This is a genomic window from Pseudaquidulcibacter saccharophilus (genome assembly GCF_019455445.1).
Classification (GTDB): Bacteria; Pseudomonadota; Alphaproteobacteria; order Caulobacterales; family Aquidulcibacteraceae; genus Pseudaquidulcibacter; species Pseudaquidulcibacter saccharophilus.
The window spans coordinates 988075-1000826 of sequence record NZ_JAHWUS010000001.1 but is presented as its reverse complement, the minus strand read 5'-3'; the positions used below and the strand labels follow the sequence as shown (position 1 = coordinate 1000826).

The window sequence follows — 12752 nt, the reverse complement described above, 5'->3', positions numbered from 1 at the left end:
ATGCTGTGCCTTTCCTTATTCTGATACAGTTTATTAATCATTTACATGCATATTATTAGAGTAATGGCAAATAGTATGCAGCAGATATCACCAGACGGTATAAATGAAACTCCTAATGAGGGGCTTTCTTTCCTTGACGATACAAATCTGTCAATGGTGCGCACACGTGCGTTATTATTCCGCCGCCTTCAGGATGTTGTCGGCCTGCCATCATCAAGAATTACCCCACAAGAACGTCACATGGCAGCAGACTTGCTTATCGAAATGCTGCGCGATGTTGAATTGCAAACCCGCGTTCGTTGTGCAAAAAGAATTTCACAATTAATTGAAGCACCGCCACTTTTATTACGCTTTTTATCACGTGATGAGATTGAGGTTGCGCGTCCTCTTTTACAAGTTTCTAATTCTTTCAATGATTCAGATTTAATTGCCTGCGCCAAAGCACCAACCGTTAATGTTGAGCATCGCATCCTTATTGCCCAACGCAAAGCTGTTAACGAAGTTGTTAGCGATGTATTGGTTGAATTTGGCGAACTTGATGTTTGTATTGCGCTATTACGCAATGAAGGTTCACGTCTTGCCAATAATGCGGTTGAAACATTAACCGCGATGTCAAAGACATATAATGAACTTGTAACTTACCTCCTAAAACGGAGTGAGCTTCGCCCATCACACGCGCTAACCATGTTTTGGTGGGCAAATGCAGATGACAGAAAACGCATCTTGCAACGCTTTGCGGTAGAAAGACTAACACTGCTTGATGCCGCACAGGATCTTTATTCCCGTGCTGCTGCGGATAATTGGCAAGATCCAGTGGTTCGCAAAAGTCTGCAATTTATTGAACGCCGCCAAAGAAACCGTGCGGCAATTGAAAAATCACCATTTGCGTCACTTGAAGCGGCTGTCGAAGCGCTTGAAGCTGAATTTAGCCTTGATACAATCCGTGAGATTTCATTTCTTGCCGGCATCAAACCTGCGTGTGGTGCACAAATTTTCACCGACCCTGCCGGTGAACCAATTGCCGTATTGTGCAAGGCAACCGGCCTAAAACGTCGCCATCTTCGTATGATTTGGCGTGGTCTTAATCGACCAATCAATGATATTTCCGATGAACCAGATGCCTTCGCTCGTGCGTCATTAATTTACGATACATTGTCGATAAATTGCGCCCAAACCGTGCTTAGATATTGGAATTGGTCTTTAACGTCTGCAATGTCACCAATTATTGCAAGCCAAATGGAAGAAGACGAAAACCTTGATTTTTCGACTTCTTTAAAGACTTCACGTCTAGTTTTTGGTAGCTAATAAGTATTATTAAAGTAATATCAAAGTAATCATTTATATTCTTTATTTAGGCTATATTTAATATGGCTTGAATTAAGGATTGTTTCGCACCCGAAACGACAATTTGCAGTAAAAGTTAAAAAATTATTACTTTATTAGCACTTAGACTCTTGCGCAAACCCACCCAAATCACCGATACTGATTCTCAGAGAAAAACAAATCAAAAATGCGTTTTTCTTCTTGCAACAAAATCAAGGTTTTGGATGCAAGATTTTAAATTGGTTACATCTTGTTACGCTAATTGTTTCAATTAACAACCGGATGCACCAGGGGGCAAATAGCAAATAAAACACGGATTCTACTTTAGGGGCTTGCAGTGGAAAACTTTAGATCCAGATTGGTTTTGGACGAACAGCGGTTTTTATTTGATGTGTGGCGCATGGCTGCGGCAGGCAAGGATATGCCAAGTCGTAAGACATTCTCCCCATGTGGCTTCGGCCCATTATTACCGTTTATTTCGTTAATTGAAGCAACAGATGGCGAAAACTATAAAGTGCGCGTTGTTGGATCCAACCTGCGCGATATCTTTAGCTCTGACCCCAAAGAAACCCTTTTAAAACGTGGAATTTGCGGCTCTATTGATACTATTGAAGAAATTATCAATAACAAAAACCCTGAATGTGGTTTAGCAGAAATCCAAAGCATTTCACGCCATGGTCAAGAACGGCATTGGCTCCGCCTGCCATTAGGTGAAAATGGCATTGTTAATGCCGTTATCGGCCTTGATTTATGTATTGGTGGCACGCGCGCGCCGGTTTGGGCAATGCAATTCAAACGTAGCGCGTAATATTTAAAGCTGTAAAAAAACACCTGTTATTTATAACAGTAACAACAAAAACAAGCTTTGTTTAATTTTGTGTTCTTGGAATTTTTAAAGAGCATGAAATGAATAATCGTATATCACAAAAAGAAAAAATCGCCGAAGTTGAAAAAGATATGGCAATTGTCCGCATTGTCAGCGAAATTGTTGCCTTTTCAACTGGCATAAAAGACGACCTTATCGCGCCAACACGTGGTACGCCACAAAATGCCTTTGCCCGCCAAATGGCAATGTATCTTACCCATGTTGGTTTTGGCATTAGCATTAACCGCGTCGCAAGTGCATTTGGTCGTGACAGAACCACAGTTTCATATGCCTGCAACCTTATTGAAGACAAGCGCGATGAAGCGGATTTTGACAATTATCTTGATAATATTGAGCGGCTTTTGAATGAAATCCCACCCGCCGCAAATATTAAAAATTAGACTGCCTAAGAATTCAAATTGGCAAATTCAATAATTTTCTTGGCCATTGATTTTAAGCCATTGGCGCGACTTGGAGACAAGGCATCAAATAATTGCAATTCCGAAAGCGCCTGTTCCGGCGGTATAGCGACAATATCAGATGCTTTTGCATTTGAATAAATTCGAATTAAAACCCCAACCAACCCTTGCACAAGGGTTGAATCGCTTTCGCCATGAAAAACAAGATTGCCGCTTTGTGCATCTTTTTCCATAATCAGCCAAACCTGCGAGGTGCAACCACGAACCTTGGTTTCATCATTCTTTTGTTCAGGCGTTAAAGGCGCAAGGTCTTTACCAATATCGATAATATAACGATAGCGGTCTTCCCAATCGTCAAGGAATTCAAATTCACCTTTTAATTCTTCGATACGTTCCGCAACTTCAGACATGATATTTCCTATCCCCTACCCCTTATAAAGCGAGAAATGCAAATACAATCCGTTAATTGCAGTTTTTTCTCGCCAATTAAGGGAAATGGCGCGACCACACCAATATTTATCTATATATTAGACCATTGAAAGAAAATGGAATTAAACAAAACTGTTATTAATAAAAAAAGTTTTGGTCTGCCGATGATAATCGACATTGGCGGGGCGTTTTTTATTGCCATTTTTATGACTTTGAATTTTGCGCTTAACAAGGGCAATGTTTTCTTTCGCGATATTATTACCTATTCGTCCGCATTACTTTTTCTTTCAATTATTTTAGCGATTTTCAACGTTAAGAAACAAATTATTTTGCTTCTTGTTGCTGCTGCTGCGATTTTCCTTGGCGCAATTTACGGCGGGCTTGGCGGTGTTACCGGCATTGTTTGTGTCTGGATAATACTTGCAGCATTAAATTATGATATTTCAAAATCCATCGGCATCATAAGCACGTTTGTGGTGGCAATAATCCTTTTAATTTACTCATTCTTATGGGGAAAATTAATTGGTGCCACATATTATGATTGGGCAATTTGGTTGGTAATAATATATTCAACCTATTTGGCATTTCGCCTATTTTTCATTAAAACTGCAAATACAAATCTTGTAGCACAAGAAATTGTGCGCCAAGAAATCATAGAAAAGCCAAGCAATCAAAGCCAATATTTCGCGGAAATGAGCCATGAAATAAGAACCCCATTAAATGCCATTCTTGGATTTGCCGACACGATGCAAGAAGAGGTTTTTGGCCCATTAGATAATAAATACAAAGAATATATTGGCTATATTCAACAAAGCGGCAATCACTTGCTTGATTTAGTTGGCGACATTCTCGATATGTCAAAAATTGAGGCTGGCAAATATTCCCTAAATTTCACCGAAAATAATATGGTTGAAATTTGCAAAAGCGCAATTTCATTAATGAAAGAGAACGCAAGCCGCCAAGGTGTAAACCTTAATTTTTATGGCATTGGTGAATTAATGGCAAAATGTGATGCCCGCTCGGTCAGGCAAATTATTTTGAACCTAATTTCAAATGCAATTAAATTCACACCCCAAGGCGGACAGATAAATTTATCCTGCTTTGGGAATGACACAAAAATCTGGATCGAAGTAAGCGATACCGGCAAGGGCATGGATGAAGAGGAATTAAAACACATCACCGAGGCATATGTATCAGGCGAAAATAACCCTCAGAATACACGCAGCACAGGCCTCGGCCTTAGCCTTGTTAAAAAGCTGGTTGATTTTCATAATGGCAAACTTAGTTTTAGTTCAACCCCTGGCAAAGGCACCAAGGTTTTGGTTGAATTGCCAAAAAATTAAAGCTCGGCACCAAAGGCAAAGGCGGTAATAACATCCCCCACCTCAACAACATATGATGATGTGCGCCCCATTGCGTCAAACAACTCAATCTCATAATAATCACGTGGATCAAGGGTTGCGGTTTTGCGTGTAACCTCATTGGAAAAAACAAATAACTTTCCACTTGCCGCACGGCTATCAACGCTTCTTTTGGTTTGCGCTTCAATCGAATATGACGCCATATAAGAATCCGTTCCAATTCGTAGGGCCGGCCTGCCGCGCATTGATTGGGTTGGCAATCCTATTTTTAAGCTATTACGTAGATATATTCGCGCACCAGCAATTGATGTATTATTGGTTTCAATCGCAAACGCTAAACCATTTTGCGCCAAAACATAACCAACCTTTACCCCGCCTCCAACATCTTGCCATGCCCGCCAATTATCTACACCGGCACGCGATGCGGTCCAAGAACTTTTTTCGCCGGGATATTGCACAATAAATTGCGACTTCCAGCCATTATAGGCTTTCTTTAAACGATTGGTCTCACTAAGCACCATTGGATCCGAACATGATTTATTCGCCACCCCCTGCTTGGCTTGGCTGATTAACAAATTAACCCTATCCATATTCCAGCTTTGACGTAAAATATCACCGCGCGCCTGCATCACAAAGGCATTCATTGCGCGCCTTTCAAACGGGGTAAAAAGATTACATCTTTTATCAAGTTCACGCATTGCGACCCGTTCAGCAAAAGTTTGTTCAAGCGGTGAAACTTGTGCTGATGCTGAATTCGCATAAAATATTGAAAGGCAAATCGTGATTATCAGAGTATTAAAATGTTTCATATAATTGTCTTGGCAAAATTCCTTTAATTTGAAGTAAAATAATTAGATGACGCGCAATATAAAAATTAGATTTTGGGTTGATGCCCTTTTAGCACGCGCCCACGCGGCAGGTGCATCAGGCTATATTGTTCACAAGGGTGATGAAGACGCCGGAAGCATAATTATAAAAGTCACCGGCTTTCGACAAATCCCGCGCATTCTAATTCAATCACGCAATATGGATGGTGATTTAATCTTTGTTGATATTTCACAAACTATAATCAAAGGCGAAAATGAATATCATATTGCCGAGAAACATACCGATGAGTATATTGAAAAACGAATTAAACAGGATCGTGATGTTTGGATTGTTGAAATTGATGATAAGGAACTGCGGCATTTTCTCACGGAAACCGTTGAATAATTAAATCTTTACTGTTTTCTGATACAACACAATTACGACATTGGGAGATTTTCTTGCTATTCTTGCTGAACGACAGAATTTTAAAAATCGCAGGCGGCATCGAATTGCTTGATAGAGCGGGTGTGCCACATCAATTAATTAATAAATCTGGTCTTGGTGATATTATTCTGGCGCTACAAAATGCTTTTGTTCTTGACCCTAATTTCCACATAAATCAGCCTGAAAAGGCGGCAGCTCTGGCATGGATTTTAAATTCAAAGTCAAAGGCCAATGCGGCGGTTTTTGTTCCAACTACGGCAAAGGTAAAATCACCGGCGCAAATTGGTTATCGCCTTGCCAATACTGATTTGACGATTTTGGGGGCTTTTAATTCCTTACAAGATCAAGGTCGCCTTAGCAGTAATATGATAAATGATGTAATCTGGTCAAAAATTCCGGGTTAGTTCGGGGATTGGCATTCGGGTATTTCCGATTGATTAGTTTTATATCAACAATGGTCTTTATCTTTGCAATGTCACGCAAAGGACAAGGCAATGTGCAAATACTTATTCAAAATATAATGAAAACTCTTTAAAGGCACGTAATGCTTAAAAAGACATACCAAAAATTACGTGATCTTTCTGCTTCTGATAAAGCAGAACCAACATTGGCGATGGTTTCATTTGCAGAGGCCTCTTTCTTTCCAATTCCCGTTGATATTATGATTTTGCCAATGTCCACTATGCGACCTGAGCGTTGGGTGCGCACGGCAATAATCGCGACGATTTTCTCGGTATTAGGTGGGTGTTTTGGTTATGCAATTGGTATGTTTTTGATGGATTCAATCGGCAAACCATTAATGCACTTCTATCATTATGACGACAAATTGGTGCATTTTCAGGAGCAATACCAAAAATGGGGCGCATTGATTATTTTCATAAAAGGCTTGACCCCTATCCCGTTTAAACTTGTGACTATTGCCTCTGGCCTTGCGCATTTTAACTTTGGAATTTTTGTTTTGGCATCGGCAATAACCCGTGCAGCACGCTTTTTCCTTGTGGCCTGGGCGGGGGCAAAATTTGGCCCAAGTATTGAACCATTTATCGAAAAACAGCTTTATTGGGTCACTGGCGCACTTGCCGTAATTATCGTTCTTGGCTTTTGGATTGTTACCAAAATATAGCGCTTTATTATTTAAATAATTGGTCTAAAAGAGTTTTGATTATTTCATAGGTTATGTAATGCCAAAACTCAGCCGTGCAATTACCCCATTTTTGCTTTTATTTATTGCTTTTGTTGCAGGCTGTATTGCCTATTCCCCGCAAGATGTAAAAGAGACGATTAAAATTGGCAGAGACGGTAAAATAAGCGCGACCTATGAAGGCACATTCAATAACCTCGAAGGCTTTATCAAAAGCATTTACCGAGAAAAGGGTGAAAAGTTTGATGTAAATGAATATCGCAAACAGTCTTTTGAAAATCTAAAGCAAAAAGACTATCTAAGCGATATTTATAAAATCGCCCCCGATACCTATCATTTAAAATGGCACGAAAACACAAGCCTTAATAATTTGTGGGATACAAAACTTTTAAGTGGAAATGGGGATGACGAAATCCCGACATTTTTACGCTTTACGGCATATAATCAATTATCAAACAATGCCTATCAAATATATTCGGTTACACAAGGTTATGATGGTGCGGATAAACAAGGCTATAATGAAAACGACAAACAGGATCCTTTGTTTAGAGACTTTATCGAAAACTATCTGAAGAAATTCAAATTACTAACCCGTGTCGAATTACCAAAAGAATGGGTTTTAAAACATAACGCAAATAAATCTTATGATTTAGGCGATGGCATGGTGGCACTTGAGTGGAATTTTAACATGAAAAATTCCCCTGAAATTTCTTTGATTTTTTCAAAAGATTCACAAGACCTAAAGCCCTTTCAATTGATGGACGCGCCAAAAGGTTCATCGTGCAATGGCATAATTGGTGAGCAATGCAAATGTGGGCCATTTAAAATTACTTCGCCCGCTGGCGATGTTTACGCCAATCAGGCCTATGAGATACACCACCCTAATGGCGTTAAAAAAGGTTGTTCTGATAAAGACGGCAATGTTGAAGCAGTTTTTTCAGATATAACTGGTGAATGCAGTGTCGCGCTATTATATGATGAAGACAGCAAGAAAATGTGTGCCGCGAAATAATTATTCGCCCTAAAACCGCGCAAACAAAACTAATCTGCGTGAACGGCATCATTCAAATCAAAAAGCTGTATGATGCCGTCAATCATATCCTTTGCATTATTATTTTTAAGCATTTCTTTGGCATAGCTTCTGGCAATTGGTAAAATATCTTTATGAATTGCGATATCGGCAATTTTAAAATTTGGAAGTCCGGTCTGTTTAAGTCCCAATAAGTCACCACCACCGCGCAATTCAAAATCTTTTTCGGCAATAGCAAAGCCGTCATTGGTATCGCGCAAGGTTTCAATCCGGCTTTTGGCGGTTTCACCAAGTGGTGATTGATAAAGCAATAAACAATGGCTTTTTTTATCGCCGCGCCCCACCCGCCCGCGCAATTGGTGCAATTGTGCCAAGCCAAAGCGTTCTGAATGTTCGATAATTATAATGCTTGCCTCTTTGACATCGACCCCCACCTCAATCACTGTGGTGGCAACCAGAATTTTTGCATCCCCAACCCTAAAACGTTCCATTGCCGCATCTTTTTCGGCCGCTTTTAAACGCCCGTGAATAAGTGCGACCTTGTCCCCAAATAGCGCTTTTAGGTGATTAAAGCGATCAAGGACATTTGTAACATCCAAATTCTCACTTTCTTCAACCAATGGGCAAATCCAATAAACGCGGTCATCATTTTGGATTGCACGCCGCACCGCCGCCTCAAGTTCCGGTAATTTATCCATCGGCATGGCGCGGGTTGCAATTTCTTCACGCCCTTTTGGTTTCTCATCCAAAATACTTGTATCCATATCGCCATAAAGCGCCATCGAAAGCGTGCGCGGAATTGGCGTTGCCGACATTGATAATAAATGCGGCATCCGCCCCTTTTGCAAAAGCGCACGCCGCGCGTTAACACCAAAGCGGTGCTGTTCATCAATCACAACAAATGCTAAGTGTTTGAAAATTACTTTTTCTTGAAACAGCGCATGAGTTCCAAAAAGAACATCAATTTCCCCTGCTTCCAATTGCTCAAGAATATCGCGCCGTGCTGCACCCTTTACCTTACCACTAAGGAGAGCTGCACGAATGCCAATTTCTTCAAATATTCTATTCAGCGAATTAAAATGCTGCGTTGCCAATATTTCCGTGGGCGCCATGAATGCCGATTGCATTTTCGCTTCACACGCCTTGGCGCAGCCCCACGCCGCTACAAGCGTTTTCCCCGCGCCAACATCCCCCTGCAACAGCCGAAGCATTGGGCGGGTGCGCGCCAAATCGGTGGCAATATCATTAAAAGCCCGCGCCTGTGCATTGGTTGGGACATAACCTGTTTTGGCAATCAAAGCATGGGTCAATTTTCCATCACCAATCAAGGGTTCGGCAACGTCATCATTGCGGGCATTATTTGCAATTTGCAGGGTTAATTGCCGCGCCAAAAGTTCATCAAAGGCAAGGCGTTCGCGCGCCTTGGCATCTGGTAAAATATCGCTTTCATGTTGTGGGTTATGTGCAGTTTGCAATGCCTGACCAAAGCTTTGCCAGCCATATTGGAATTTTAAATCATCAGACAACCAATCAGGAAAATCGGCGGCAGGACGTGCCGCCTCTTTACAAATCTTGCCCAAGGTTTTTTGCGAAAGACTGGCAACATTGGCGTAAACCGGTTCAAAATGCACATTTAACTCGTCACTATCCAAATCAAGAATGCGTGACGGATGCATCATTTGTTTTTCATTATATCTTTCAATCACCTCCCCCGTAATAATGCGGGTTGCCCCAATCGGCAGACGGGAAGCCAAATATTTTGGATTGGGATTGAAAAATACAAGCGTTAAAAAACCCGTATCATCGGAAACCCGCACGCGGTAAGGGCGATTTTTAACCGCAGGTTCATGGGCATCAACAAAAACCTCAAAATTCGCATTGGTGCCGGTTTTGGCATCGGCAATTTTTGAATTAAACCTGCGATCAAGATAACGAAACGGCAGATGCAATGCCGCATCCTTTACCAAATCCCCGCCAATTGCCTTTTCAATTAATGGCGCAGTTTTTGGCCCCACACCATTAATACGGATAACAGGCAAAAACATAGGATTTAAAAAGCTTGGTCGCATTCCACGAGATTATATTGATATTGAAAAAAGGGCAAGGCGTTGAAATTATTACAAGCTATTTCTCGCCGCGTAATTTGCGCCAGGCTTCTAGTTTTGGTAAAATCCGTGCCTCTGCGCCTGCGTCTTTGGGTTCATAGAGTTTTGGTTGCCCCATGCGATCGGGAAAACCAGAAAGACCAGAGACCCCACCCACAACATCCGGGTCATATTGATAGGATTTCCCATAGCCCAAATCCTTCATCATTTTGGTTGGGGCATTAAGGAAATGTTTGGGCGGCATTTCATTTTGGGTTTGTTTCGCCAAAACCTGTGCCGCTTTAAATGCCGTATAAACCGCATTTGATTTGGGCGCACAGGCAAGATGCACCACCGCCTGTGCCAATGCCAATTCACCTTCTGGCGTTCCCAAATGGTGATATGCCTCTTTGGCAGCAATACAGACCGATAAGGCATTGGGTTCAGCAAGACCAATATCTTCGGATGCCATGCGAATTACGCGGCGCGCAATAAACATTGGGTCTTCGCCGCCATTTAACATCCGCGCAAGCCAATAAAGCGCCGCATCGGGGTCGGATGCCCGCACCGATTTATGAAGGGCAGAAATAAGGTTGTAATGCTCATCCTTATTTTTATCATAGGCTTGCGGCTTTTTTTGCGCGAATTTCAAAACCTGTTCGGAAGTGATTTTATCACCCTTATTGAGCGCAAGAATTTCACCCGCCAGATTTAATAAATAACGCCCATCCCCATCGCATAGTGAAATCAAGGCTTCACGCGCATCATTTTCAAACACGCCTTGTTGATTAAAATGGGCTTCGGCGCGATCAATTAATTGATTAAGCGCAAATTCATCAAGCGCGTTTAAAACAAATACCCGTGCGCGCGATAAAAGTGCCGAATTAAGCTCGAAAGAAGGATTTTCAGTGGTTGCACCCACCAATGTCACCAAACCACTCTCGACATAGGGTAAAAAACCATCTTGTTGCGCACGGTTAAAACGGTGAATCTCGTCAACAAATAAAAGGGTTTTACGCCCCATTTGTTTATATTTTTCTGCCTGCTCGAACGCCTTTTTTAAATCACCGACACCGGAAAAAACCGCAGATAATGGCAAAAATTCCATACCCGTTGTTTGCGCCAAAAGCCTTGCAATTGTGGTTTTCCCCACCCCCGCCGGCCCCCAAAGGATTAGGGATGATAAACGTTTTTGCAAAAGCATTTGCCCCAATGGGGCATCATCACTTAAAAGATGGTCTTGGCCGACAACTTCGGCAATAGATTTTGGGCGCAAGATTTCTGATAATGGGCGAAAATCACCGCCCACCACTGGCTTTTCTTCGGTACCGAATAAATCATCGCTCACAAAAATAAAACTGCCGTAATCGCCTGACCATTGCGTAAAATAGTTACCTGCCCCTGACGACCAGAGCCAAGTTTGCTTTCAAAGTCTTTGACGTTTGTAACAGGCTGACCATTTATTTCAAGCACTACATCACCAATTTGAAAGCCAGAGCGTGCGGCAATTGAACTACCATCAACATTGGTGATTACGACACCTTTTTGGAACATATCAATGCCCAAATCATCGGCAACAGCAGGCGAAAGAGTAACGATTTTCATACCATCAAAGCTATTTTTGCCATTGATTGCCTTTTCATCACCACGGCTGCCAGCAGGGGACGTAAGCTTTCCGCTTGCGGTTTGCTTATTGCCACCGCGATAATATTCAAAAACAATATCTTCACCCGGCGCCTTGGTTGCCGCCAAATATCTAAGTGAACTAGCATCAGTTACCGCAGTACCGCTAAGGGCAACAACAACATCACCCCGCTTTAAACCTGCTTTGGCGGCGGCAGTATCAGGATAAATGTCGGTAATTAAAACACCAGATGGCTTTGGTAAATTCATGGTCTTGGCAATGTCGTTGGTAACAGTTTGCCCACCAATACCAGTCCATGCACGAACGACTTTTCCAGTTGAAACCGCGCCATCAACCACGCGTTTCACCATTTCCGCAGGAATGGCAAAACCAACACCCGCAGATGAACCACTTTGCGAGAATATGGCGGTATTAATACCAACCAAATTGCCATTCATATCAACCAAGGCGCCACCGGAATTCCCAGGGTTAATCGAGGCATCGGTTTGAATGAAAAACGAATAATCGGTAATACCGACGTCGGTTCTGGCTAGTGCCGAAATAATACCCGCCGTAACGGTTTGCCCGACACCAAACGGATTACCAATTGCCAAAACCTGATCCCCAACTTGGGCGCTTTGGGTATTGGCAAAATTTAGGGTTGGCAGTTTTTCACCGGCAGTATCAATTTTCAAAACCGCCAAATCGGTGCGCGGATCAGTAACAATAACTTTGGCAGGAAATTCACGACGATCGCCCAAAACCACAACCAATTGCTGTGCACCTTCAACAACGTGATTATTGGTAACAATAACCCCATTATCACGGACAATAACACCAGAGCCTTGTGATTGTTGCGCTTTATCAGGGATTTTCAACAAACCCCAAAAAGGGTCAAGTGCAACTCGACCCTTTTGGATTGATTGGGCATAAACATTCACCACCGCGCCCGATGCCTTTTTTACCACTGGCGAATATGACATTATGGCATCAGTTTTGGTGGGCGGGACAATGCGTGAAGATTGATTATCGGCAACCAATGTAGTTGACTGAGCGGGCTTTTGATTATCCAGAAGTTTCGGGACACCAATGGCGGCAAGACCGCCCATACCCGCTGCGACCAATAATTTCACTATCATAGAACCCGCTCCGCCTTTATTCGTCATTTTCTTTGAACCCGTTTAAAGTTTCTCTTTAAACCAATAACTCAAATTTATTTAGTGAA

Annotated in this window: 13 protein-coding genes; 8 read left to right on the top strand and 5 right to left on the bottom strand. The window is 42.1% G+C overall.

Annotated features, from left to right (window positions below):
• Positions 1–75: 75 nt before the first annotated feature.
• The 3 genes from KXV15_RS04755 (at position 76) to KXV15_RS04745 (ending at position 2589) form a co-directional block, all read left to right on the top strand.
• Positions 76–1305 carry a DUF2336 domain-containing protein gene (locus tag KXV15_RS04755; RefSeq protein WP_240007006.1) on the top strand — a complete coding sequence of 410 codons (1230 nt, stop codon included), beginning with the start codon at positions 76–78 and terminating at the stop codon, positions 1303–1305.
• A gap of 355 nt (positions 1306–1660) precedes the next feature.
• Positions 1661–2131, top strand: coding sequence for a PAS domain-containing protein (locus KXV15_RS04750; protein ID WP_240007005.1), 471 nt, complete (start codon positions 1661–1663; stop codon positions 2129–2131).
• 98 nt (positions 2132–2229) lie between these two features.
• The gene (locus tag KXV15_RS04745) at positions 2230–2589 is read left to right on the top strand and encodes a helix-turn-helix domain-containing protein (RefSeq protein WP_240007004.1); all 360 of its coding nucleotides are present in this window, start codon (positions 2230–2232) and stop codon (positions 2587–2589) included.
• A gap of 5 nt (positions 2590–2594) precedes the next feature.
• Here KXV15_RS04745 and KXV15_RS04740 read toward each other — a convergent pair whose 3' ends face one another.
• Complete coding sequence (locus KXV15_RS04740) at positions 2595–3017, bottom strand: SufE family protein (protein ID WP_240007003.1); 423 nt, start codon at positions 3015–3017, stop codon at positions 2595–2597.
• 225 nt (positions 3018–3242) lie between these two features.
• On the opposite strand from KXV15_RS04740, the gene KXV15_RS04735 reads away from it, so the two are divergent.
• A complete protein-coding gene (locus KXV15_RS04735) occupies positions 3243–4379 on the top strand; it encodes a sensor histidine kinase (RefSeq protein WP_240007002.1) in 1137 nt (378 codons plus the stop codon).
• Here KXV15_RS04735 and KXV15_RS04730 read toward each other — a convergent pair.
• Positions 4376–5206, bottom strand: coding sequence for a hypothetical protein (locus KXV15_RS04730; RefSeq protein ID WP_240007001.1), 831 nt, complete (start codon positions 5204–5206; stop codon positions 4376–4378). The two genes, KXV15_RS04735 and KXV15_RS04730, sit on opposite strands and share 4 nt — an antisense overlap.
• Before the next feature lie 46 nt (positions 5207–5252).
• On the opposite strand from KXV15_RS04730, the gene KXV15_RS04725 reads away from it, so the two are divergent.
• The 4 genes from KXV15_RS04725 (at position 5253) to KXV15_RS04710 (ending at position 7801) form a co-directional block, all read left to right on the top strand.
• Entirely contained in the window at positions 5253–5609 is a 357-nt protein-coding gene (locus tag KXV15_RS04725) for a DUF1491 family protein (RefSeq protein WP_240007000.1), read from the top strand.
• 53 nt (positions 5610–5662) lie between these two features.
• The gene (locus KXV15_RS04720) at positions 5663–6052 is read left to right on the top strand and encodes a hypothetical protein (RefSeq protein ID WP_240006999.1); all 390 of its coding nucleotides are present in this window, start codon (positions 5663–5665) and stop codon (positions 6050–6052) included.
• 140 nt (positions 6053–6192) lie between these two features.
• Positions 6193–6771, top strand: a complete 579-nt coding sequence (locus tag KXV15_RS04715) for a YqaA family protein (RefSeq protein WP_240006998.1) — start codon at positions 6193–6195, stop codon at positions 6769–6771.
• Between the two features lie 58 nt (positions 6772–6829).
• A complete protein-coding gene (locus tag KXV15_RS04710) occupies positions 6830–7801 on the top strand; it encodes a hypothetical protein (RefSeq protein ID WP_240006997.1) in 972 nt (323 codons plus the stop codon).
• A 29-nt stretch (positions 7802–7830) separates the two neighbouring features.
• Here the strand turns inward: KXV15_RS04710 and recG are convergent, their stop codons facing one another.
• Genes recG through KXV15_RS04695 form a run of 3 tightly spaced genes read right to left on the bottom strand, consistent with a single transcriptional unit; the run spans position 7831 to position 12666 of the window.
• Positions 7831–9888: an ATP-dependent DNA helicase RecG gene (gene recG, locus KXV15_RS04705; RefSeq protein WP_240006996.1), complete on the bottom strand. Its 2058-nt coding sequence runs from the start codon at positions 9886–9888 to the stop codon at positions 7831–7833.
• 55 nt (positions 9889–9943) lie between these two features.
• Positions 9944–11251: a replication-associated recombination protein A gene (locus tag KXV15_RS04700; RefSeq protein WP_240006995.1), complete on the bottom strand. Its 1308-nt coding sequence runs from the start codon at positions 11249–11251 to the stop codon at positions 9944–9946.
• Positions 11248–12666 carry a Do family serine endopeptidase gene (locus KXV15_RS04695; protein WP_240006994.1) on the bottom strand — a complete coding sequence of 473 codons (1419 nt, stop codon included), beginning with the start codon at positions 12664–12666 and terminating at the stop codon, positions 11248–11250. Before KXV15_RS04695 ends, KXV15_RS04700 begins: the two co-directional genes overlap by 4 nt.
• Positions 12667–12752 lie beyond the last annotated feature (86 nt).

Bases quoted from the DNA above. Each gene is read 5' to 3' on its own strand.
- KXV15_RS04755 (WP_240007006.1), top strand. From the start codon at position 76: ATGCAGCAGATATCACCAGACGGTATAAATGAAACTCCTAATGAGGGG.
- KXV15_RS04745 (WP_240007004.1), top strand. From the start codon at position 2,230: ATGAATAATCGTATATCACAAAAAGAAAAAATCGCCGAAGTTGAAAAA.
- KXV15_RS04740 (WP_240007003.1), bottom strand. From the start codon at position 3,017: ATGTCTGAAGTTGCGGAACGTATCGAAGAATTAAAAGGTGAATTTGAA.
- KXV15_RS04735 (WP_240007002.1), top strand. From the start codon at position 3,243: ATGACTTTGAATTTTGCGCTTAACAAGGGCAATGTTTTCTTTCGCGAT.
- KXV15_RS04730 (WP_240007001.1), bottom strand. From the start codon at position 5,206: ATGAAACATTTTAATACTCTGATAATCACGATTTGCCTTTCAATATTT.
- KXV15_RS04725 (WP_240007000.1), top strand. From the start codon at position 5,253: ATGACGCGCAATATAAAAATTAGATTTTGGGTTGATGCCCTTTTAGCA.
- KXV15_RS04715 (WP_240006998.1), top strand. From the start codon at position 6,193: ATGCTTAAAAAGACATACCAAAAATTACGTGATCTTTCTGCTTCTGAT.
- KXV15_RS04710 (WP_240006997.1), top strand. From the start codon at position 6,830: ATGCCAAAACTCAGCCGTGCAATTACCCCATTTTTGCTTTTATTTATT.
- recG (WP_240006996.1), bottom strand. From the start codon at position 9,888: ATGCGACCAAGCTTTTTAAATCCTATGTTTTTGCCTGTTATCCGTATT.
- KXV15_RS04695 (WP_240006994.1), bottom strand. From the start codon at position 12,666: ATGATAGTGAAATTATTGGTCGCAGCGGGTATGGGCGGTCTTGCCGCC.